The sequence below is a fragment of the Flavobacterium sp. CSZ genome, from assembly GCF_015350725.1.
In the GTDB taxonomy this organism is placed as follows: domain Bacteria; phylum Bacteroidota; class Bacteroidia; order Flavobacteriales; family Flavobacteriaceae; genus Flavobacterium.
The window spans coordinates 102,392-124,976 of sequence record NZ_JADKPQ010000020.1 but is presented as its reverse complement, the minus strand read 5'-3'; the positions used below and the strand labels follow the sequence as shown (position 1 = coordinate 124,976).

19 protein-coding genes are annotated in these 22,585 nt (G+C 35.2%); 15 read left to right on the top strand and 4 right to left on the bottom strand.

The genetic code is table 11. From position 1 onward, the window contains the following. Positions 1 to 128: 128 nt before the first annotated feature. Positions 129 to 602: a PepSY domain-containing protein gene (locus IRZ78_RS20740; protein ID WP_194618342.1), complete on the bottom strand. Its 474-nt coding sequence runs from the start codon at positions 600 to 602 to the stop codon at positions 129 to 131. Positions 603 to 752: 150 nt separating this feature from the next. Between IRZ78_RS20740 and IRZ78_RS20735 the strand changes: the two genes are divergently transcribed. Then, complete coding sequence (locus tag IRZ78_RS20735) at positions 753 to 1,469, top strand: DUF4386 domain-containing protein (protein ID WP_194618341.1); 717 nt, start codon at positions 753 to 755, stop codon at positions 1,467 to 1,469. A 103-nt stretch (positions 1,470 to 1,572) separates the two neighbouring features. Here the strand turns inward: IRZ78_RS20735 and IRZ78_RS20730 are convergent, their stop codons facing one another. Further along, positions 1,573 to 2,271, bottom strand: coding sequence for a response regulator transcription factor (locus tag IRZ78_RS20730; protein WP_194618340.1), 699 nt, complete (start codon positions 2,269 to 2,271; stop codon positions 1,573 to 1,575). Beyond that, positions 2,268 to 3,308 carry a histidine kinase gene (locus IRZ78_RS20725; RefSeq protein WP_194618339.1) on the bottom strand — a complete coding sequence of 347 codons (1,041 nt, stop codon included), beginning with the start codon at positions 3,306 to 3,308 and terminating at the stop codon, positions 2,268 to 2,270. The genes IRZ78_RS20730 and IRZ78_RS20725 overlap by 4 nt, the downstream gene beginning before the upstream one ends. 165 nt (positions 3,309 to 3,473) lie before the next feature. Here IRZ78_RS20725 and IRZ78_RS20720 point away from each other — a divergent pair, with 165 nt between their 5' ends. From IRZ78_RS20720 to IRZ78_RS20690, 7 genes are all read left to right on the top strand, one after another. Then, positions 3,474 to 4,859: a TolC family protein gene (locus IRZ78_RS20720; RefSeq protein WP_194618338.1), complete on the top strand. Its 1,386-nt coding sequence runs from the start codon at positions 3,474 to 3,476 to the stop codon at positions 4,857 to 4,859. Positions 4,860 to 4,869: 10 nt separating this feature from the next. Next, a complete protein-coding gene (locus IRZ78_RS20715; protein ID WP_194618337.1) occupies positions 4,870 to 8,154 on the top strand; it encodes an efflux RND transporter permease subunit in 3,285 nt (1,094 codons plus the stop codon). Further along, positions 8,144 to 9,232, top strand: a complete 1,089-nt coding sequence (locus IRZ78_RS20710; protein ID WP_194618336.1) for an efflux RND transporter periplasmic adaptor subunit — start codon at positions 8,144 to 8,146, stop codon at positions 9,230 to 9,232. The genes IRZ78_RS20715 and IRZ78_RS20710 overlap by 11 nt, the downstream gene beginning before the upstream one ends. Before the next feature lie 725 nt (positions 9,233 to 9,957). Continuing rightward, complete coding sequence (locus IRZ78_RS20705; RefSeq protein ID WP_194618335.1) at positions 9,958 to 10,479, top strand: hypothetical protein; 522 nt, start codon at positions 9,958 to 9,960, stop codon at positions 10,477 to 10,479. An 11-nt stretch (positions 10,480 to 10,490) separates the two neighbouring features. After that, positions 10,491 to 11,303: a hypothetical protein gene (locus IRZ78_RS20700; protein WP_194618334.1), complete on the top strand. Its 813-nt coding sequence runs from the start codon at positions 10,491 to 10,493 to the stop codon at positions 11,301 to 11,303. Positions 11,304 to 11,324: 21 nt separating this feature from the next. Continuing rightward, positions 11,325 to 12,116, top strand: coding sequence for a hypothetical protein (locus IRZ78_RS20695; protein WP_194618333.1), 792 nt, complete (start codon positions 11,325 to 11,327; stop codon positions 12,114 to 12,116). Positions 12,117 to 12,245: 129 nt separating this feature from the next. After that, positions 12,246 to 12,653: a hypothetical protein gene (locus IRZ78_RS20690; protein ID WP_194618332.1), complete on the top strand. Its 408-nt coding sequence runs from the start codon at positions 12,246 to 12,248 to the stop codon at positions 12,651 to 12,653. 525 nt (positions 12,654 to 13,178) lie between these two features. Here IRZ78_RS20690 and IRZ78_RS20680 read toward each other — a convergent pair. Further along, positions 13,179 to 13,727: a type 1 glutamine amidotransferase domain-containing protein gene (locus IRZ78_RS20680; protein WP_194618331.1), complete on the bottom strand. Its 549-nt coding sequence runs from the start codon at positions 13,725 to 13,727 to the stop codon at positions 13,179 to 13,181. Between the two features lie 450 nt (positions 13,728 to 14,177). Here IRZ78_RS20680 and IRZ78_RS20675 point away from each other — a divergent pair, with 450 nt between their 5' ends. The 7 genes from IRZ78_RS20675 (at position 14,178) to IRZ78_RS20645 (ending at position 22,583) form a co-directional block, all read left to right on the top strand. Continuing rightward, positions 14,178 to 14,405 carry a DUF2683 family protein gene (locus tag IRZ78_RS20675; RefSeq protein WP_194618330.1) on the top strand — a complete coding sequence of 76 codons (228 nt, stop codon included), beginning with the start codon at positions 14,178 to 14,180 and terminating at the stop codon, positions 14,403 to 14,405. Next, complete coding sequence (locus IRZ78_RS20670; RefSeq protein ID WP_194618329.1) at positions 14,395 to 14,694, top strand: type II toxin-antitoxin system RelE/ParE family toxin; 300 nt, start codon at positions 14,395 to 14,397, stop codon at positions 14,692 to 14,694. Before IRZ78_RS20675 ends, IRZ78_RS20670 begins: the two co-directional genes overlap by 11 nt. Before the next feature lie 209 nt (positions 14,695 to 14,903). Then, a complete protein-coding gene (locus tag IRZ78_RS20665) occupies positions 14,904 to 15,581 on the top strand; it encodes a response regulator transcription factor (protein ID WP_194618328.1) in 678 nt (225 codons plus the stop codon). Beyond that, positions 15,578 to 16,936 (top strand): HAMP domain-containing sensor histidine kinase, encoded by a 1,359-nt coding sequence (locus tag IRZ78_RS20660; protein WP_194618327.1) that lies wholly within the window; start codon positions 15,578 to 15,580, stop codon positions 16,934 to 16,936. Before IRZ78_RS20665 ends, IRZ78_RS20660 begins: the two co-directional genes overlap by 4 nt. A gap of 97 nt (positions 16,937 to 17,033) precedes the next feature. Next, positions 17,034 to 18,320 carry a TolC family protein gene (locus IRZ78_RS20655; protein WP_194618326.1) on the top strand — a complete coding sequence of 429 codons (1,287 nt, stop codon included), beginning with the start codon at positions 17,034 to 17,036 and terminating at the stop codon, positions 18,318 to 18,320. A 38-nt stretch (positions 18,321 to 18,358) separates the two neighbouring features. Beyond that, positions 18,359 to 19,447, top strand: a complete 1,089-nt coding sequence (locus IRZ78_RS20650; RefSeq protein WP_194618325.1) for an efflux RND transporter periplasmic adaptor subunit — start codon at positions 18,359 to 18,361, stop codon at positions 19,445 to 19,447. A 31-nt stretch (positions 19,448 to 19,478) separates the two neighbouring features. Then, positions 19,479 to 22,583 carry a CusA/CzcA family heavy metal efflux RND transporter gene (locus tag IRZ78_RS20645; RefSeq protein WP_194618324.1) on the top strand — a complete coding sequence of 1,035 codons (3,105 nt, stop codon included), beginning with the start codon at positions 19,479 to 19,481 and terminating at the stop codon, positions 22,581 to 22,583. Positions 22,584 to 22,585: the final 2 nt, after the last annotated feature.

Below are 22,585 nucleotides of genomic sequence, written 5' to 3'. Positions count from 1 at the left end.
TCATAGCACTAAACCTAACAGGTTTTAAAAACCTGCTAGGTTTGATTCTTAAAACAAAACCCGATCAGATTAAAAAATCTATCGGGTTTTTCATTTAGAAATATATTGAAGTTAGTAAGTATTCTGGTTTAATCTTTTTGGACAATCACATCAAAACCTCCGTTTTTATCGAAAACAACATCATAAAATTTGGAGTCTTTTTCTATTCCTACTTCATAAGTGGTTTTATTTTGGTCGTCTACTACAAGGGCAATTTCTTTAATGGATTTAACCGGATAATTTTTCTTTAAATACGCCTGAGCTCTTACAGGAAGTTTGCCAAGGGGAATTTGAGATTCAAAAGCTTTTAAAACTCCTAAATTATCGTAAACTGCCAGGACTTCTGTAGTGGCATTTGTTTTGAATTTTGCTTCGTAACGAATTTCATCGTCATCATCACCAACATACTTCAGGTTCCATACCGGGATTTTACCGGGATATTCTTTTTGGAAAGTATACAGTACTTTTTCTGGCGGAGTGACCACCTTATCTGAAGAAATTCCATTTTGTCCTATTGAAAAACTACTATACAAAAAGGTAATAATAAAGAAAAGGTTTTTCATCCTTACGGTTTTAAATTAACACCCCTTAAAATAACGTATTAAAATTACTACTTTATTTTGAAGTAAATATAGAATTGAAAAAAAATGTTAAAAAAAAGAGTAACATTCCGCTAAATAAGCCGTCTTATATAAAACCAAAACCACAAAACAATGAAATTGAGTTTTAAGAATTTCCAGAGTTCACCACAACTTTATGCCCGTATAGCCGGACTATTATACTTAGTTATTATAATAATGGGATTCTGTGCTGAAACTTTTGTTAGAAATAAACTCTTTGTTTCCGGAGATGCCAATGCAACTGCAAATAATATTATACACTCTGAATTTCTTTGGAAAATTGGAATCACAGCCGATCTTATTATGCAAATTTGCGATTTGCCGGTAATGATCATTCTTTATTATCTTTTAAGACCTGTGAGCAAAAAACTCGCTCTGCTTAACCTGTCTTTCAATCTGATACAAACAGCAGTTTTGGTGGCCAATAAATTAAATCTTTTAGCAGCCTTATTCTTTTTGGGAGATGCTGAGTATTTAAAATCGTTTACCCCGGATCAGCTCCATACACTATCTTATCTTTCCATCAAGCTGCATGACTTTGGTTTTGGCATTGGATTGATCTTTTTTGGGTTTGTATGTCTTTTAGAAGGATATTTAATTTTTAGATCAGTATACTTTCCTAAAACAATTGGCGTTTTAATGACAGTTGCAGGAATCTGTTATTTATCAAATAGTTTTATCCTGATTCTTGCGCCTCAATTCTCTAGTATTGCATTATTAATGCCGTGTTTACTAGCTGAATTGTCATTGAGTTTATGGCTTATTTTTAAAGGCGTAAATCTATCGGTCTGGAAACAAAAAGTAGCATAATCATTTATAATAAAACCCGAATAGAAATAAAAAAGCCCACAAGAAAATCATTGCAGGCTTTCATTTTTGAAATAGTTGAATTAGTAAGCACTTATTTCGGGTTTTATTTTTTTAACCGGTCTGATAATTCTCTTTTATAGGTAATACCCACTGGTAATTTTTCGTTTTTAATGACAACAAAATCTTTATCTGTTGCTTCAATTTTATCCAGAGCTACAATGTATGATTTATGAATGCGAATGAAGTTTTTCTCGGGTAAACATTTCTCAAGTTCACTTGTAGTAATCGAGGCCAGATACGTTCTCTTTGTGGTATATAGTTTCACATAATTACCAAAACTCTGAGCAAATAAAAGCTGGTCTAATTCGATGTCCATAAAATAACCGTCTACCTTTACACTCACCGAATTTATAATTGCTTCTTCGGTTTTTGCCTTTGTGGTTTCGGTGGCAAAAAAACGATCAATCGCTTTTAGAAACCTGGGGAAATAAATAGGTTTTAAAAGGTAATCAATTACACCATAATCATAACTTTCCAGAGCAAATTCAGAATAGGCTGTGGTTAGAATCGTTTTGGGATGTGTTGGAAGAATTTTCAACAATTCCATACCCGAAATCTCAGGCATATTAATATCCAAAAACATCAGATCCACAGGATTCTCGCGAAGATAATCCATGGCTTCAATACCGTTATAGCCTTGAAAAACCAACTCCAATTGTGGATTTTGCTTGATGTAATTCGCCAGCACATAATGCGCTGCGGGTTCATCATCTACAATTATACATTTTTTGGATTCTCTCATTCTACAAACTTTTTCAATTGTACTTTAAAATCTACAATGTAGGTGTTCTTATCGTCCTGAATATCGAGTTTATAATTTTTTCCGTAAATCAAATTCAAACGTTCTATGGTATTTTTTAAACCAATTTTGGTAGAAACCACATCTGTTTTTTTGGTAGGAATTGAATTGACAACATGAAGATGCAATTGTCCTTCTTCGACAGTTATAAAAATTCTCACATAACATTTTTCAATCGCGCAGGTTCCATGTTTAAATGCATTTTCGATAAAAGCAATCAACAACATCGGCGAGATCTTATAGGCATTTTCATTATCGATTTTAAAATCATAAGTGATCTCGCATCGATATCCAACACGTTCTTTCTCGAGCTGTACATAACTGTTTATAAACTCGAGTTCATCCTCAAGGGAAACACACTTTTTGCTATTACTTTCTAGCTGATAACGCATTAATTGCGATACTTTCATGATCAAATCCGGGGTTCTTTCTGGAAACTCAAGACTAATTCCGTAAAGTGTATTGAAGGTATTGAACAAAAAGTGAGGATTTAGCTGTCCTTTCAGGGAGTTCAATTGCATTTCGTTAAACAATAAGGTTTCGCTTGTTTTTTTTCTGTGAATTCTATAGAATTTAAAGACAATAATCGGGCTTAAAATACAAACCAAAGTTCCCAAGACACTGGCCAGTTGATAGGCGTAACTTCTTTGATGAGAGTTTTGATACAAATGACAATTGCTAAACATATCCAGCATAGTGACCTCGTATAAAACTACCGAGAAGACAAATACACCAAAAAGAGTCAGAATGATATAAGTTACAGGACGCTGGGTTTTGAATAAGATGGGCAAAAGAAAGAAGCGATTGAATTGGGCGTGCATGTATAGAACCAAGTAGAAAAAAATCCCCATTAATATGGAAGTAAACGAACTAAATAACATCCAGTCATTTTTTAACGTATAAATCGTAAATGAAAAGGCAACAACGGCAATTTCCTGCCACCATTTGTTGTCCAATATGTTATCAAATTTTATATTCATTTTTAATACTTAAATAGTCTACAAAGTACGTACAAAAATTTAATTTATTTTTCCAAAAAATGACCAATTCAATTGGTCATTTATTATCGCAGTACATCATTTAAGATGACATATATCAGTTCAAGTCAAATAATTTTGTTCTATCAATTTCATACCACTAATTTTATGTACTTCAGAAAAATTACTTTATTAGTTTTCTTGATTTTTGCTTGTGGTAGTTATGCGCAAACCTTGTCTTTAAAACAAGCCATTAAAACAGGTTTAGAAAACTACGGTTCTATCAAAGCAAAAAGCAATTACACCAATGCTTCACGCGAGACACTCAAACAATCCAAGCGTGATTATCTGCCCAATCTTAATTTATCGGCACAACAGGATTACGGAACAATCAACGGGCAAAACGGTGCTTTGTACGGTTTTAATGGTTTAGGGACAGCTTCTTCCGGACCTGCCTTACCAGACCAAAACTGGAACTCGGCTTTTGGCGCTTTGTATCTGGTCAATATGAACTGGGATTTTTTCACCTTTGGGAAAATTAAGGAAAAAATCAATTTGGCTAAAATTGATCTTCAGGCCAAGGAAAAAGATTTGAAACAGGAAGAATTTCAACAGGAAATTAAAATTGCTGCTGCTTATTTGAATTTACTGGCAAGCCAGAGATTATTGATTTCGCAGCAAAAAAATTTAAGCCGCGCTGAAATTTTCAAGAAAACTGCCGTAGCCCGCGTTAAAAACGGATTATTGGCCGGAGTTGATTCTACATTGGCTACAGCCGAAGTTTCCAAAGCAAAGATCTCTTTGAATCTGGCTAAAAACTTCGTCAAGGAACAAAACAATAAATTAGTTGATTTAATGGGTGTTGCTCCTCAGGATTTTGCAACCGATACTTTATTTGTCAATGATATCCCAAAAGAGGTTCTGAGAGGAACTGCAACTTCAGACAGTTTGCACCCTTTATTACAATTCTATAAAACGAAAATTGATTACAGCAATCAACAAGTAAAATTATACAAGCGTTTTTACTATCCCACAATGAGCGCCTTTGGGGTTTTGCAAACACGCGCCTCAGGATTTAATAGCGACTATATTACAGATCAGAATTCATTCAACAGAAATTACTGGGATGGGGTAAATCCGGACCGCACCAATTATTTGGTCGGAATTGGAATTAGCTGGAATCTTACCACTCCTTTTAGAGCAAGTAAACAAGTAAGCGCTCAAAAGTATGTTTCGCAAGGTTTACAGGAAGAATACAACCAGGCCGAGAGAGAACTCAAATCACAACTAAAACTAGCCGACGATAAAATACAAATAACGCTTGACAACTTTGCCGAAGCCCCTATTCAGGTAGATGCAGCCAAGAAAGCGTATTTGCAAAAATCGACTCTATACAAAAACGGACTTACCGATTTAACCGATATTACCCAAACATTGTATACGCTAAATCGCGCTGAAATCGACAGAGATATTGTCAACAACAATGTCTGGCAATCGTTTTTGCTTAAAGTAGCTGCTACTGGCAATTTTGACTTATTTATAAATGAATTTTAATTAGATCCTAATGAATTTAATACGTTTTGCACTCCGCAAACCCATCTCCATATTAGTATTGGTTGCGGGTCTATTTTTCTTCGGAATTGGTGCCATCCAGGACATTAAGGTAGATATCCTGCCAAAAATGAACTTGCCGGTTATCTATATTGCACATCCCTTTGGAGGTTACACGCCAGACCAGATGGAAGCTTATTTTGCTAAGACTTATGTCAACATTCTACCCTTTGCCAATGGTGTAAAATCGGTAGAAACCAAAAATATCCAAGGGTTAATGATCATGAAATTAACCTATTATGAAAACACGAATATGGCTCAGGCTGCGGCCGAACTGAGTTCACTCTCCAACAGAATCCAGGCGGCATTTCCTCCGGGGACCCAACCTCCGTTTATCATTCGTTTTGATGCTTCTTCATTGCCAATTGGTCAATTGGTTTTGAGCAGTAAGATTAGATCAAACAACGAATTGCAGGATTTGGCCAATGTGTATGTTCGCGCCTCCTTTACCTCGATTCCCGGTTTACTATCGCCTGCTCCCTTTGGCGGAAGCCCAAGAACTATCGAGGTCAATGTAGATCCGGATTTACTGCGTTCGCACAATATGACACCCGATCAGGTGGTGGAGGCCATTCGTATCAACAACCAGACCGCACCGTCCGGAAACGTAAGAATGGGCGATGTCAACTATATTACGCCAACCAATAATACGATTAAAGAAGTAAAGGATTTTGAGAATATTCCACTTTTTAAAGGAAGCGTTCAAAACTTAAAATTAGGTGATGTTGCCACTGTAAAAGACGGCGCGGATATTACACAAGGTTATGCTCTGGTAAACGGAAAACGCTCGGTATATATCAGTATTGCAAAAGCCGGAGATGCTTCGACCTGGGATGTGGTGCAGAAATTAAAAGCCGAATTGCCTAAAATTCAAAGTACACTACCCGAGGATGTGAAATTATCTTATGAATTTGACCAGTCGGTTTATGTAATTAACTCGGTGAAAAGTTTGATTACAGAAGGTATCATTGGAGCGGTTTTAACCGGACTAATGGTATTGCTTTTCCTTGGCGATAAACGTGCAGCTTTAATTGTAATTTTAACCATCCCGATTTCTATTATATCAGGGGTTCTATTCCTGAAATTATTCGGACAAACCATCAACTTAATGTCTTTAAGTGGACTAGCACTGGCAATTGGTATTTTGGTGGATGAAAGTACCGTTACGATCGAAAATATTCACCAGCATCTCGATATGGGTAAACCCAAGGCGCTGGCCATTTGGGATGCCTGTCAGGAAATTGCCTTGCCTAAATTATTGATCTTACTTTGTATTTTGGCAGTTTTTGCACCGGCCTTTACCATGGTGGGAATTCCCGGAGCGTTGTTCTTGCCTTTGGCTTTAGCCATTGGATTCTCGATGGTAATTTCGTTTTTACTCTCTCAGACTTTTGTGCCTGTAATGGCCAACTGGCTCATGAAAGCACATCCAAAACACGAACATGGACCTAATATTTCAGATGATGAAGCAGAATTTAACCATTGCGGATTAACTCCGGAATCGGAAAAAGATCTCATCACGCAGAAAAAAGCAATGGTTGCAAAAGAAGATATCGACAATGACGGGAAAATTGGTGCTTTCGAGCGTTTCAGAATTCGTTTTATGAGAACCCTGGATCGATTATTCCCTTATAAAAAAGCAACAGCTATCATATATCTGGTTGGAATTACGCTTTTGGCGGTTGTCTTTATCAATTTCATTGGAAAAGATGTTTTCCCAAAAGTAAATTCAAGTCAGTTTCAATTAAGAATGCGTGCTCCTGATGGAACCCGTTTAGAACGTACCGAAGAAAAAGCCATTATTGTTTTGAAAGAATTACAAAAAATGGTGGGTAAAGAACATATCGGAATCTCCTCTGTTTATGTAGGACAGCACCCTTCGTTATTCTCCATTAACCCGATTTATTTGTTCATGGCAGGTTCGCATGAAGCGGTATTTCAGGTGAGTTTAAAAGAGTATCACACCGATATGGACAACTTTAAGGACGACTTTAGAGCCCGAATTAAAAAAGTGCTTCCTGATGTAAAGCTTTCTTTTGAACCAATCGAACTTACCGATAAAGTTTTGAGTCAGGGTTCCCCTACTCCTATCGAAGTTCGTATTGCAGGAAAAGACAAAAAACGAAATGAATTATACGCTAATCAAATTGTAGAAAAACTAAAGAAAATTTCTTATTTCAGAGACGTACAAATTGGTCAGCCTATTCATTATCCAGCCATGAATATTGATATTGACAGAACCCGTGCTGCCGAATTGGGCGTAGATATGAATGATATTTCCAGATCGCTTGTGGCCTCGACCTCATCATCTAGATATACAGAGAAAAATACCTGGGTTGATGAAAGAGCCGGATTATCATACAACGTTCAGGTTCAGGTTCCGCTGAATCAGATGAAAAGTAAAACTGATATTGGAGAAATTCCGGTATTAAAAAATTCGCTTCGTCCTGTTTTAAGTGATGTTGCAAAAATTACACCGGGATTTGTGAGTGGTGAAAATGACAATTTAGGGGCTATGCCATACATTACCGTTACAGCCAACATTAGCCAGACCGATTTAGGAACGGCAGTAAAAGATGTGGATGCAACCATCAGTTCGTTGGGAGAATTACCTAGGGGGTTATTCATCACTCCAATCGGAATGAGTAAAGTATTGGTAGAAACATTAAGCAGTTTACAAGTCGGATTATTGGTTGCCATATTTGTAATCTTCTTAATGTTAGCCGCTAATTTCCAGTCGTTCAAAGTTTCGTTAGTGATTTTAACCACGGTTCCGGCGGTAGTTTTAGGAGCTTTATTAATGCTTACAATTACTGGTTCTACGCTTAACTTACAATCCTATATGGGTATCATTATGTCCGTTGGGGTTTCTATCGCGAATGCCGTTTTATTGGTTACCAACGCAGAACAGCTTCGAAAACGAAATGGAAATGCCTTAGAATCAGCTCGTGAAGCTGCGGCTTTAAGGCTTCGTCCTATTATCATGACATCAGTTGCGATGATTGCCGGAATGTTGCCAATGGCTATTGGTCATGGCGAAGGTGGCGATCAGGTTTCTCCCTTAGGTAGAGCTGTAATTGGAGGATTATTATTCTCAACTTTTGCCGTATTGCTTATCCTGCCACTTATCTTTGCATGGGCACAAGAAAAAACAACAACACAATCTGTTTCTTTAGATCCTGAGGACGAAGAAAGTATCCATTATATCTCATCATTAAATCCAAAAAATGAAAAATAACATTATACAATCGAGCGCATTATTTTTTGTAGCCATATTTTTTCTAACGAGCTGTAATTCTAAGAAAGAAGAAACTGTTACTGCCGAAATTGAACCTAAAACAGAAACTATTTCTTTAGAGAAAGAAAAACTAACTACAGAGTTGCGTTTACCAGCCGAATTAACTGGTTTTCAACAAGTAGATTTGTACGCTAAAGTAAGCAGTTTTGTAAAATTGCTAAAAGTAGATATTGGTACCAAAGTAAAAAAAGGACAGCTTTTGATTGTTCTTGAAGCACCGGAAATTAGCTCTCAACTCGCTGCTGCTGAATCAAGACTAAAATCAATGGAGGCTATTTATGCTACCAGCAAAAGTACTTACAACCGTTTGTACGAAACAAGCAAAGTGGAAGGAACAATTTCTAAAAATGACCTGGAAATGGCCAACGGAAAGAAAAACTCAGATTATGCACAATACCAGGCAGCAGTTGCAGCCCACAAAGAAGTGTCGATTATGAGAGGTTATCTTGAAATCCGTGCTCCTTTTGACGGAGTTGTAGCAGCAAGAAACGTAAATTTAGGAACCTTTGTTGGTCCGGCAGGAAAAGGGTCTGATTTGCCTTTATTGACCATTCAGCAGCAAGATAAATTACGTTTGGCGGTTTCTGTTCCTGAATTGTATACAGGATATTTACACGAAGGTGACCAAATGAGTTTTAATGTAAAATCATTACCGGAAAATTTTAAAGCTAAAATTACAAGAATGTCAGGAGCTTTAGATTTGAAATTACGCTCTGAGCGTGTTGAAATGGATGTTATCAATACCAAAAAAGATCTTTTACCAGGAATGGTTGCCGAAGTACTTTTACCCCTTAACGCAAAAGACAGTACTTTTGTAATTCCTAAATCGGCATTGGTAAGTTCTGCCGAAGGTTTGTATGTGATCAAAGTGATCGACCATAAAGCAACAAGAGTCAATGTGAAGAAAGGAAGAGAAATCGACGATAAAATTGAAATCTTCGGAGATTTGAACCTGAAAGATAAACTGGTGAAAATTGCCAGCGAAGAAACTAAGGAAGGCGATATCATAAACGAATAACCTGCGTTTAGTCTTCATTTTAGTGATTACCAAAAACTGTACGCTTAATGCGGCATTTTAAAATCTAATTTTAGAATGTAGATTACAATTTACCTTAAAGGACGATACTTAATATAGTGTCGTCCTTTTTTTGTTTTGTGAGGTTTGGTTTCGCGGAGATTCACAAAGATAGCACGGAGATTCGCTGAGATTTTTTAATCTAGCAAAGACGCGAAGGCGCAAAGTTTTTTGAGTAATCCTTTAAGCGTAGTATGTCAATTTCGATCCCGAGGCTTCGGGAGAGAAATCACACTCGTAACTACGGTCCTAAAAGCACAAATCTTTGTCGAATTTCTGTTTACTTCGTCTGGTCCCTAACGATCGAGTCTCCCTTCGCTCGTAATGACAAACTTTAAGGTTATATTTTTTTTAACTTTTAATTAAATGAAAGTTCTAGAATTTTTTAGGAGCTATTTCCTGCTATCATTGCAATCTTTTAAGCCGAACCCCTGATAAAATGATTTTCCCTTCTATCAGGGCTAGGAATCAGGTATAAATACTTGCTTTTTTTGTTTTATTTATAGCTACACTTGTTTCATACAAATTTATCATAATATGGATTTCCGTAAAAAAGATAATAATAGAGAACTGATATTTGCTTTAATATTCAATAAATCATCGGAAAGATTATTTAAGCTATCAAAAAACAACTGCAATTTAATATAATTAGCAAACTAGAAAAATTTATGAAATTTTTATATCAGTTATTTTTAGCATTCAATTCAACTTGGTTGATAGTTGTTGTTTTTTTAGTTAAAGAAAAATATAAGTTCAATATTTTGGATGAATATTCTACTTATTATTCTTGGATAATTTTTGCAATTATTCCAATTATTTTAACCGGTTTAAGTTTTTTGATTGCAATAAATTTACCCAAGGATACATTACGAAATAGCTCAGTTAAAGAAATTGAATTGGCAAATAATAATTTCCTACCAACATATTTAGGGTACTTTTTTGTATCTCTAGGTATAAACGATATTTCTACGTTAATAGTAGTTTTTACAATTATATACATTTTCACATTTCTGTCGCAGACGCTTTATTTCAATCCTATTTTTTTACTTTTTGGTTATCATTTTTACTTTATTAAAACCTCAGGAAACGTAAAAATATTCTTAATCACAAGAAAGCAATTGAAAAAACCTGGGGAAAATAGTTTTGAAAAATTAAGAAGAATTAACAACTATACATTTATCGAACTCTAATTAAATTTTATATGGCAAATTATATTTTCGGAAAAGTGAAAAGAAAACAGAATATGTTTCGTGTTATTGAAACTGAAACTGAAATTTACGAAATCGCACAGCTAAACTTAAGCGGTGTTGATTATAATCCAGCAACTCTCATTGAAGATGAAGAACTATATCAGCTTACAGATTTTTCAACCACAGACTTTATTTTAGATTTTCTTCAGAATGATTTGGATACAGTAAACCACGACCAAATAACAAAAGCAGACTTAAAAAAACTATCTTTTATTTGTACTGTACAGGCTGATCTATATTTTTTCCAAATAATAAATTCTAGTTTTTACATTAGTAAAAAATGGTTCTCAATTGATGAATTAACTTTAGAAGCGGATAAACCAATCATAACTATAAATCCTTTTGCGGATGCTATTTATGACAGACAGAGTGATACACTATATTTTAAAAAATTAACAGCTGCACAAAAAATTTTTAAGGGAATGGATCAATTATATAAAATAGCGACAGAAGATGAAACTCAGGCATTCTTAGATAGGGATTTTCTTGATGTGGGCGCTAATTTTGTTGTTAGAAATGTGACAATTCCAAATAGAAAGAGGATAGCTCTAGTGAATGATACATTGAATAATTTATCTAGTGATGAAAAGCAAGCAATTTATGATTATACGAATGAATATGGCAAGGTGACTTATCAAAATGGGAAATTTAAAATAGAAAGCGATGATGATTTAAAATTTGTTCTTTGGGGTATCCAACAGAGGTTTTACACTACACATATTGGTGGTGAAAAGAGAATAGCTAATTCAGTTATTAGTATTTAAAATCCAAATCAAACAAAATAAATGACCATTTCAGATTTATTAAAAGAAATTATTGATTCTTCAAAAGAACGTGTGAAAAGTCCAATAAGTGGTGCTTATTTGCTATCATTTACATTGTGGAATTGGAGACCAATTGCATTACTCCTTTTTGAAAAAGCTACAATAACCCAAAAAATTATAGTAATCAATTCTGAATATTGCGACAAAATGGCTGTTTTTGGCCCTTTCCTGCTTGGTCTTTTCTTTACAATTGGAATTCCATACATAATGACAGTTATTGATATTTTGTTAGTACCAGCAAAAAAGAAAAGATTGAAAACAATTTATCAAGCAAAAACTAATGAGCTTACCGAACAAATAGAACTCGTTGCAAAAGAATTAGAATTACAAGACAAAAAAAATAGAAGTAAAACAACTGAAGATTTTGAACAACAAATAAGCGAATTACAAAATAGACTAGACACTCTTAATAATTCAAATAAATCTATAATAGAAGATTATGAAAATAAAATTAATGATTTAACAACAATCTTACAAACAAATAATTCTGAAAAAGAAAAAGAGAAAGAAATCAATTATTTTACACGTTTAATGATTAATAATGAATTTCATCCCAAAGATTTTCGTTTTGTAAAAAACACTCAATTAACTACAAACGATGTTTATGGCAGTTCTTTAGTTGCTCCAGAAGTTTATAGTTTTCTTGTAAAACAAGAATATATAGAAACTTTTAATAATGGTTTCAGAATTACAAAAAAGGGAATACCTTTTTTGGAATATGTAAAACAAATAATCAAGAGCAGCGAAAAATAAACATCAACTGCATCTGGATGTTTTCTTAAACACACGATAGTACAGATATACGGAACTATAGCGCGTATTTGCAATCAGTGCTCTCAACGATTATACATAACTATTTTTTTAATATTAAAAATAAACCGTATGCAATTACTAGAAATAAAAGAAAAAGCAATTCTTATCAGAATTAATAAAACTTATCAGTCATCAATAAATAAAGAAGTTCTTTATGATTATACTCGCGGAAGATGTAAATTAAATCCAGAAAGAGCTAAAAATGCCAGATATGCAATTGCAATATACAAAGGAATTATTCTAGAATTATACGAAATTAATGATTGGCACAAGGCAGGAACAACTGAAAGCAGTAGAAAACCAAATGATAAACCAGAACTAAATTCAACAAAAAGTTTGATTGGACGATTCGAATTTAAAGGAAAACTGGCATCTGAAGAAATAAAAAATAAATTTGTAAATAAGTCAGTTAGACATTATTTTGTAAAAGGAAATTCTAATCCAATCAATTATGAAATATGTAGAAAAAGAAATTAAATAATAAAGCAAAAACCTCAACTTTTCAAGATCGAGGTTTTATTTATCTCTAATTCCAAAAAAATCCTACTCCACATCCAAATAAGGATTCAACACCTCAGCTAATTCATGCAGCCAATAAAACTGTTTTGTAAATTGTCTATTTCGTTTTGAAGCGTTTTATGTTGCCTAAAGCTCCTAAAGCAGGAACATAATTTACCTACTTTATAGATTTGGCCATTTCTTGCGGATCGATTGTGTTGAAAAAATTCATAAGCCTGATTTCGGCTTCTTTTGAAAGAGTTTTTGTGCTCATATCTCTAAAATTAAGAATAAGTGACTTTGTATTTTAGTGCTTTTAACGCCTATAAATACATTTACGGTCGTTTCCGATACCGCACACCTAATTCAAAGTAAAGGCTCGGGTGGAACGCACAGCGTGAAAAGCTCTTAATTAAAAATCAAATTCAAGTACAAAAAAATGCAAGACCAAAATTGATCCTGCATTTTTTGTAACCTGATAAATCTAAATAAAAATATATCTTTTTATACTTTCTGACGATCGTGTTTTCCTTCTTTAATTTCTTCCACCATTTTTTTATTAAAAGCGGGCAAATCATTCGGGTTTCGGCTGGTCACCAGTCCATTGTCTACGACTACTTCTGAGTCTTCCCATTGTGCTCCGGCATTTTTTAGATCGTTTTTAACAGAGAAGAACGAAGTTACTTTTCGGCCTTTTAAAACATCAGCATCTACCAGAATCTGAGGACCATGACAAATAGCCGCTACTGGTTTTTTACTTTCAAAAAAGGAACGTACAAAAGTTACTGCAGCCTCGTCTCTTCTTAATAAATCAGGATTTATCACTCCTCCTGGAAGAACCAAAGCATCGTAATTGGCTTCATTTGCCTGATCTAGTACTACATCAACATTATATTCTTTGCTCCAATTTCCGTCTTTCCAGGATTTGATAGTTCCAGATTTCAAACTGATGATATCTGCATTCCAGCCTTGCTCTTCGAGATAGGCTTTAGGAGATGATAATTCTGATTCTTCAAAACCGTTTGTGGCTAATATGGCTATATTCTTTTTCATAATTTTAAGTATTTAAAACGTTATTAATTTTGATTTAGTTAAAATTAGTTATTTCAGACAGTCAGCTAAAACAGACCGTGTTAAACCTTTCTTTAATAAAAGTTAATTAATTGAAAATCAGATTATTATTAAAAATTAAATTGAAATCATATAAAAATCATGTCAATTTGGTTTACTATTTTATAGGTGAAATCTCAGATAACAATTAAATTACTTAGTATAAAATGAAAGCGGCTTTTCTTTTAAAAAATAAACTTCTTACAAAATCAACTCTCCTAGCCTGATGGAAGGAAAAATCCTTTTTCTTGCTGCTGCCAACAAGGAAAAGATTTAGAAAGAACAGCAGGAATAGCTCTTTAATAAATTCCAAAAAAGAAATAAATTATTATGATTAACATTAAATTAGACTTTTGTCTTAACTTTGTAAATCAACTTTAGTAAATTATTACCATGCAAGCAATTAATATCACAGCGTATACAGAAGATGCTTCTCAGATAGAAGCTGTAAAAGCTTTTATGAAAGCACTAAAGATAAAATTTGAAATAGCAAATGTGAAGCCTTATGAATTATCTGCTGAACAACAGACTATTTTAGATAGTCAGGTTAATCTGGAAAAAAATCTTTACACAGATGCTGAATCACTTTATACTGATTTAAAAAAGAAGTATGAGCTATAAAATAATCGTTTCTCCAATTGCATTAAAAAATATTGAAGAAGCTGTCGAATATTACATTTTAAAAGCAAGCAAAAAGGTTGCTTTAGACTTTTTGAATGATTATAAAAAAGTCTACAAAGCTTTACAATTAAATCCTTTTTACCAATTTCACGACATTAATTATCGTTTTCTACCATTTAAAAAATTCCCATATATTGCTTTTTTTATTGTTGACGAATTATCGAAAACTGTATTTTTAAACGCAGTTTTTCATACTTCACAGCATCCTCAGAAATATCCAACAAAATAAAATTCAGATTAAAAAAAAATTGGTAGACAATTGTAATTTCAAGTACAAGCAAACCTTCTCTTTTCTACAAAATCCAATTTTAACAGCGATTGCGATAACTAATTGTTATTTTTGATTTTATCTTAAAAATACAATTCGTCAGTTAATTTCAACTTTAGTTTATTTTTAAGTCCCGATTCATACAAAACCAATTATAACAATATTAGATTATGAATGTTCTACTCATTGAGGATGATAAACGGATTAGCGAATTTATTATAAAAGGTTTAGAAGAAAACAATTTTACTGTGCATCTGGCTGAAACGGGCGAGATTGCAAGAGACCTGCTTCAGCACGATACCTGGGATATTATACTGATGGATATTATGCTTCCGGGAATTGATGGAATTCAGCTGACAAAAATAATGCGTTTCAAGAAAATTCATACTCCAATTTTAATGCTTAGCGCACTTAGTGATACTGATGATAAGGTAAATGCGTTGGATTCCGGTGCCGATGATTATTTGGTAAAACCTTTTCATTTTAAAGAACTGATTTCGCGAGTAAATGCTTTGACACGCAGAACTAAATTTAATTATGATAAAGTAGAAACCTTGCATAAATTGGGAAGTTTAGCCATAAACCCCGAAGAACATAAGGTTACAGAAAATGATGTACTGATCGATTTATCTCCAAGAGAATATAAACTATTGTTGTTTTTACTTGAAAACAGAAATAAGGTCATGTCCAGAACTCAGATTTTAAACGCGGTTTGGGGCATTAATTATGATAATAATACCAATGTTGTCGATGTATATATATCGTATTTAAGAAACAAAATCGAGCAAAACCATAAATTCATCCATACCATAAAAGGAACCGGATATATGCTTAAAGAAGAATCATGAAAATACGCAATAGGTTTACCTTAATATCGTCTTTTACTTTTAGCATTGTATTTCTAATTGCTTCGGTGATCACCTATTTTTCTTTTTACAGTTATTCGGAGAAGATTATTTATAACGAACTTCAAAAAACGGGTTTGCTAACGGGGATTTTCTATCTTGAAAAAGATGAATTACCTCAGAATCAGCATTTGATCATTGGTCAACAATTCAAAGAAAACTCACTTGAAATCATCACGCGTGTTTACAACGAAAGCAATCAGATTGTATATGGCGATAAAACAATAGATGGTAACATCAATTCCGAAAAACTGGATTATATCAGGAAGAATCGAAAGCTGAATTTTAAATCGAATCATCACTTTTACTTTGGGAGTTTTTATCATGACAATCAGGGTGATTTTGTAGTTTTTGTCAAAAAAAATGATCAGGAATTTAAAACCATTACCAACCGTTTGATGATTATTATGATTCTGGTTTTAATTAGCGGATTAATCACCATTTATATCGTGAGCCGTTTACTATCGAATCTGGCCTACAGTCCGATAAAAAACATCATCGATCAGGTCAATGAGATCGAAGCTTCTTCGCTGGATCGTCATATTACCTCGCCAAATACCAAAGATGATATTCAGGAATTGATCGAAACCTATAATAATTTGTTCAAGCGATTATCCGATACATTTATCATTCAGAAGAACTTTATCAATTATGTTTCCCACGAATTCAAAACACCTCTGACTGCCATTTCGGGAAACCTCGAAGTATTTGCCCAAAAAGACAGAACCAGTGCCGAATACAAAGAAATGTCTGAAAAAGTGCTGGATAATGTCTACCAGATCGAAGACACGATCAATACCCTTATGATGCTTTCGGGACTTCGAGACAATACAGAACTCAACGAGATTTTCAGGGTCGATGAACTGGTTTGGGATATCAACGATCAATTGCCGGATGTGTATCCCTTAAAAGGTTCTCAGATACAAATTGCTATCGAAATTATAAATGACAAACTCCTTTCGATTAAAGGAAACAGCAACGAGATTAAAATTGCCTTATACAACATTATAGAAAACGCCGTGAAATACTCTGGTGGAAATCCTATCAAAATAAGTCTGCTGCAAGAGGACAATCAGCTTAAAATTGTAATTGAAGACCATGGAACCGGAATTAGCGAAGAGGACTTGAAATTTATTAAACAAACCTTTTACAGAGGTAAAAACGTCAATGATATAAAAGGAAGCGGCGTTGGACTTTCGCTGGCCAATATCATCTTTAAACAAAACAATATCGATTTTACAATTACCTCTAAAAAAGACGTAGGAACGACTGTAATACTATTATTTCCGTCACTCTAATCGTTTTCTAATGCAACTCTAACTCCTTTCTAACACACATCAAATTAGGGTTTAATATGCCGCAAGTAGCTTTGCAACATATTAAAACAAACTTAATTTGAAACGTATAATCATAACCCTACTCGCTTTTGTATCCTGCAAAGGCTTTGCGCAAGCTGCTGCAATAAACGATACAATTGTTCTTTCCCGAACACAAGCCGAGGCGCTGTTTCTGGAAAAGAATATTGCTATTATTTCTGAAAAACTAAACATAGAGATTGCCGATGCGCAGGTGATTCAGGCAAAATTATGGCCTAATCCTACCCTTACCATTGGCGAGCTGAATCTTTGGCACAATGCTACTGCGCAAGAAGTACCTCCTCTATGGGGTAATTTTGGTAAAACATCCCAAGTAACTGCAGAGCTTGAACAACTGGTTCAAACAGCAGGAAAGCGAAAAAAGATGATCGCCATGGAAAAAGTGGGCGTAGATATCGCCAAAGAATACTTTAAAACTTTTCTTCGCAACCTTAAAATCGAATTTCGAGGCAATCTTACTGATTTGCAATATACTCAGGCTCAGGAAGCAGTTTATAAAAAACAACTTTCCTCGATGCAAACCATGCTAAAAGGATATGGCAATCAGGTGACGCAAGGCAATATTGGCAGAGGCGAATATATCAGGCTTCAGGCATCTGAACTACAATTTTTAAAAGAAATTGCTGATTTGCGCAAAGAGAACAATTCATTGCAAAAAGAATTGAAAGTCCTAATGAATCTTCCCCCGACCAGTTTTGTCAAACTTACCGATGAGGGTTTTGTTCCTGAAAATAAAAATATCGAGAATATCAACCTGGGTAATCTTATGGCATCGGCAATAGAGAATAGACCTGATATGAGAGTCATTAAACTTGGAAATGATTATAACGATCATAAGTACAAGTACGAGAAGGCCATGCGAACCCCAGATGTAACTCTTGGTATTAGTTATGATCGCGGCGCCAGTACGATGAACGATTTTGTGGGTCTTGGTTTTGCTTTGGATCTTCCGTTTTTCAGTAGAAATCAGGGAAATATAAAAGCGGCTAAATTAGCCATCGAACAAGGTAAATTATTGACCCAGGAGAAAACAATCAGCGTACAATCGGAAGTTTTACAAGCTTACCAAGATCTTATTGTAACCAAAAAACTGTATGACAGCGTAGAGGCCAATTACGAATCCGATCTGGATAAACTCCTGGAGAGTTATCGCAAAAACTTCCTGCAACGAAACACCAGCATGCTGGAATATCTTGATTTTGTTGATGCTTATCTAGACAACAAATCTATCGTGCTGAATTCTAAAAAAGACCTGAATAAAAATCTTGAAGAATTGCGCTATATCTCCGGTCAGCAAATAAATTAAACCCCAATTTGATTATCTAAAAAATAATAACAAACATAATGAAGAAACTTATTTTACTCCCTATACTTGGGTTAATGCTCCTTTACGGATGTGGCAAAAAAGAAGCAATCAAAGAAACAAAAGAGGATAAATTTTGTATCGATAAAGATTTAAAAGAAAAAATCACAATCGAACCTGTTCAAAAACGTGCCGTTAGCGAATCGATAAACCTTACCGGAAACATCACCTACAACAATGATCACGTAGTTCAGTTTAATAGCCTTGTAGAAGGGATTATTACCAAAACTACTTTCTCATTGGGAGATTATGTCAAAAAAGGACAGGTTCTGGCCGAAATAAAAAGTACAGAACTCAACAGTATGCAAGCTCAGAGTAAATCATTTCAATCGCAACTAGCCGTAGCACAACGCAATTTTCAATCGGCCAAATCAATGTTTGAGGACGGAATCGCATCTCAAAAAGATCTAATGCAGGCGCAAAGTGAGCTAGATGTTTTAAAATCTTCTTTAGAGAATGTAAGGGCCAATCTGGCCATGTTTAGCGCCAGCAGTGAAAGATCTGTTTTCCTTATAAAAGCGCCAACTGAAGGTTATATCGTGGCTAAAAACATTAGTCCGGGAATGCAGATCACAGATGCCAGCGAACCGCTTTTTACCATTTCGGATTTAAAAGAAATCTGGGTTTTGGTCAATGTGTACACCAGTAACTTGAAAAACGTAAGTGAAAACATGCCCGTTGATGTAACAACTCCGGCCTATCCTGGTGAAATTTTTAAAGGAAAAATCGCCATGCTTGCCAAAGTTTTTGATGCTGAGGAGCATGTTTTAAAAGCCCGAATTGTAATGGAAAACAAAAACTTAAAACTAAAACCGGGAATGACGGCAGATATTGTGATTGATAAAAGCAAAGGCGGCGATATGCTAGCTGCCCTTCCGGCAAAAGCAGTCATTTTTGATAACAATCGCCATCACATTTTGATCTATAAAGATGATTGCACTATTAAGACCAGAGAAGTGAATCCTATTATAAAAAATAATAACTGGATTTATTTTGATAAAGGAGTTAATGAAGGTGAAATGGTGATTACTAAAAATCAACTGCTAATTCACGAACGATTAAAAAACTAATTATCTCTAAGGGATAAACACCATAGAAGACATGAAAAAATTTGTACAAGGACTGGTCGCTTTCTCGCTAAAAAACTCCCTGATCGTTTTTTTCCTGACAGCCGTATTACTAGTCGCGGGTATAGTGAGCTATATTCACACGCCCATAGAAGCTTTTCCTGATGTAACCAATACAAGGGCAAGGATTATTACACAATGGCCGGGAAGAAGCGCCGAAGAAGTAGAGAAATTCATCACACTTCCCATTTCAAAACAAATGAATACCATCCCCAAAAAAACCGAAGTGCGTTCTATTTCGCTTTTCGGATTATCGGTTGTAACGGTATTGTTTGATGATGATGTTGAGGATTTTTACGCACAGCAATATGCCTCGAATCGCCTTAACGGATTAGATCTTCCCGAAGGTGCTGATGTGGATATTGAACCACCATCCGGAGCAACGGGTGAGATATTCAGATACGTAATCAAAAGTGATTTGCCTATCAAGGAGATCAAAGCCATTCAGGATTGGGTAATCGAGAGAGAACTCGTAGCTGTTCCCGGTGTTGCCGATGTGGTGAGTTTTGGTGGTGAAGAAAAAATCTTCGAGATCAAAATCAATCCTACGCAACTCGAAAATTATAATCTCTCTGCCTTAGATCTTTACGAAGCAGTGTCTAAGAGTAACGTAAATGTTGGTGGAGATGTAATTCAGCGCGGCGATCAGGCTTATGTAGTTCGAGGAGTGGGTTTAATTGATAAGGTCAAAGATATTGGCAATATTCTGATCCAAACCAAAGGATCATCGCCCATATTAGTCAAGCACGTAGCCGAGGTTTCCATATCGGCCAAACCAAGACTAGGACAAGTAGGTTTAGATGATCAGGGCGATGTGGTTGAAGGTATTGTAATTATGCTTCGCGGAGAAAATCCGGGCGAAGTCATCAAGAGATTAAAAGATCGTTTGGCAGAACTTAACGAGAGAGTGCTGCCCGATAATGTAAAAATTGTTCCCTTTATCGACCGTACCGAATTGGTAAACACAACGGTAAAAACAGTGACCAAAAACCTTGTTGAAGGTATTTTATTGGTATCACTCATCGTGTTTATTTTCCTTTACAACTGGAGAACTTCGTTGATTGTAGCCTCTGTGATTCCGCTTTCGTTTTTGTTTGCCATTATCATGCTTAGAATTCAGGGATTACCAGCCAACCTGATTTCTATGGGAGCACTGGACTTTGGATTGCTGCTCGAAGGAACACTTGTCATTGTCGAACAGGTCTTTGTATCGCTCGAAAAGAAAGCGCATAAAGTAGGAATGGAACGCTTTAATAATATGAGCAAAATGGGACTTATCAAGAAAAGTGTGGGCAGTGTAGCTACTTATATTTTCTTTGCCCTGATCATCCTGATTGTGGCACTGATGCCGATTTTCTCTTTCACCAAAGTGGAAGGAAAAATGTTCTCTCCCCTGGCCTTTACTTTAAGTTATGCGCTATTAGGATCACTTATTTTATCCCTTACTTACGTTCCGGCGATGTGTAAGGTCATGCTCAGGAAAAACATAGTGGAGAAAGAAAATATGATTTCGCGTTTCTTTAGAGAAAATCTTTATAAACTCTTTAAGTGGAGCACCAAACATCGCAAAGCCACACTATATGCTTTCATTGCTTTACTGGTAGTTTGCTGCGCGAAGTTTGCTTTTTACGGTTCAGAATTTATTCCTAAACTCAATGAAGGAGCCATTTACGTAAGAGCCACTTTGCCTAACAGTATCAATCTGGATGAAGCGGTAAGGCTAACCAAGGAAATGAAAGCCAAAATAAGGAAGTTTGAAGAAGTAAAATTTGTACTGACACAAACCGGACGACCAAATGATGGAACAGATCCAACGGGATTTTTTAATATCGAATTGCATATCGAATTAAAACATCAGGACCAGTGGAAACGAGAAATCAGTAAAGAAGAACTAATTGCCGAGATCAAAAAAGAACTCGATGTATATCCGGGAATCGGTTTTGGATTTAGCCAGCCTATTCAGGATAACGTAGAGGAATATGTTGCGGGAGTTAAAAGTCCGTTGGTCATTAAGATATTCGGAAATGATCTTTTTCAACTCGAGGCAATGGCTGCAAAAGTGGCCAAATCCATCAAAGATGTAAAAGGAATTGAAGATATTAATGTCTATAAAAACATTGGTTTACCTGAACTGAGAATTCAGCTTCATGACGAAAAAATGGCACGTTACGCCATAACAACTGCCGATGCGCAAGCTGTTATTAGAATGGCCATTGGAGGTCAGGCCGCAACCAAGTTTTATGATGATGAAAAGATTTTTGATATCACCTTGCGTTTCGAGAAAGAATATCGCGACTCAAAAGAAAAGATCGAAGATATCCTGATTCCAACTATGAACGGCAAAAAAGTTCCCTTAAAAGAAATTGCTACCGTAGAATATAAAACAGGTCCAACATTTATCTATCGTGAAGGAAATAGCCGATATATTGCCGTAGGATTCAGTATCGAAGGACGAGACCTGGGAAGCACAATCGATGAAGCTCAGAAAAAAGTAGCCCAAGAAGTAAAACTCCCTAAAGAAAATGTAATGAAATGGGCAGGAGAATTCGAAAGTAAAGAAAGGGCTTCGAGACAATTGGCGATGATTGTCCCGGTTGTACTGATCTTGATTTTATGTTTACTGTATTTCAATTTCGGGAATTTCAAAGACACTTTGGTCGCAGTAAGCGCAATGCCTTACGCCTTTATTGGTGGTTTTCTATCACTTTGGGTTACAGGAACTGTATTTGGCATCTCAGCTGGAATTGGCTTTATTATTCTCTTTGGGGTCAGTGCCATTGACAGTATTGTCCTTATCGGAATCATTAAAGAAAACATGAGGGCGGGAATGCATATAAAAGATGCCATATCCAACGGAATTTATGCCCGAATTCGTCCTATTGTTATGATTGCCTTAATGGGATCCTTGGGATTATTACCTGCAGCATTATCAACAGGAATGGGCTCTGAAGTTCAAAAACCATTGGCCATTATGATCGTTGGTGGATTAATAACCTGTATGATTTTATCCTTAACGGTATTGCCACAGGTATTTTACCTGGTATATCGTAAAAAAGATTTGAGCAACACAGCATCCTAATT

Excerpts from the sequence above, each read along its gene's own strand:
- IRZ78_RS20705 (WP_194618335.1), top strand. The coding sequence starts at position 9,958 with ATGAAATTTTTATATCAGTTATTTTTAGCATTCAATTCAACTTGGTTG.
- IRZ78_RS20680 (WP_194618331.1), bottom strand. The coding sequence starts at position 13,727 with ATGAAAAAGAATATAGCCATATTAGCCACAAACGGTTTTGAAGAATCA.
- IRZ78_RS20660 (WP_194618327.1), top strand. The coding sequence starts at position 15,578 with ATGAAAATACGCAATAGGTTTACCTTAATATCGTCTTTTACTTTTAGC.
- IRZ78_RS20725 (WP_194618339.1), bottom strand. The coding sequence starts at position 3,308 with ATGAATATAAAATTTGATAACATATTGGACAACAAATGGTGGCAGGAA.
- IRZ78_RS20735 (WP_194618341.1), top strand. The coding sequence starts at position 753 with ATGAAATTGAGTTTTAAGAATTTCCAGAGTTCACCACAACTTTATGCC.
- IRZ78_RS20670 (WP_194618329.1), top strand. The coding sequence starts at position 14,395 with ATGAGCTATAAAATAATCGTTTCTCCAATTGCATTAAAAAATATTGAA.
- IRZ78_RS20675 (WP_194618330.1), top strand. The coding sequence starts at position 14,178 with ATGCAAGCAATTAATATCACAGCGTATACAGAAGATGCTTCTCAGATA.
- IRZ78_RS20665 (WP_194618328.1), top strand. The coding sequence starts at position 14,904 with ATGAATGTTCTACTCATTGAGGATGATAAACGGATTAGCGAATTTATT.
- IRZ78_RS20715 (WP_194618337.1), top strand. The coding sequence starts at position 4,870 with ATGAATTTAATACGTTTTGCACTCCGCAAACCCATCTCCATATTAGTA.
- IRZ78_RS20720 (WP_194618338.1), top strand. The coding sequence starts at position 3,474 with ATGTACTTCAGAAAAATTACTTTATTAGTTTTCTTGATTTTTGCTTGT.
- IRZ78_RS20695 (WP_194618333.1), top strand. The coding sequence starts at position 11,325 with ATGACCATTTCAGATTTATTAAAAGAAATTATTGATTCTTCAAAAGAA.
- IRZ78_RS20740 (WP_194618342.1), bottom strand. The coding sequence starts at position 602 with ATGAAAAACCTTTTCTTTATTATTACCTTTTTGTATAGTAGTTTTTCA.
- IRZ78_RS20650 (WP_194618325.1), top strand. The coding sequence starts at position 18,359 with ATGAAGAAACTTATTTTACTCCCTATACTTGGGTTAATGCTCCTTTAC.
- IRZ78_RS20690 (WP_194618332.1), top strand. The coding sequence starts at position 12,246 with ATGCAATTACTAGAAATAAAAGAAAAAGCAATTCTTATCAGAATTAAT.
- IRZ78_RS20645 (WP_194618324.1), top strand. The coding sequence starts at position 19,479 with ATGAAAAAATTTGTACAAGGACTGGTCGCTTTCTCGCTAAAAAACTCC.
- IRZ78_RS20730 (WP_194618340.1), bottom strand. The coding sequence starts at position 2,271 with ATGAGAGAATCCAAAAAATGTATAATTGTAGATGATGAACCCGCAGCG.
- IRZ78_RS20700 (WP_194618334.1), top strand. The coding sequence starts at position 10,491 with ATGGCAAATTATATTTTCGGAAAAGTGAAAAGAAAACAGAATATGTTT.
- IRZ78_RS20710 (WP_194618336.1), top strand. The coding sequence starts at position 8,144 with ATGAAAAATAACATTATACAATCGAGCGCATTATTTTTTGTAGCCATA.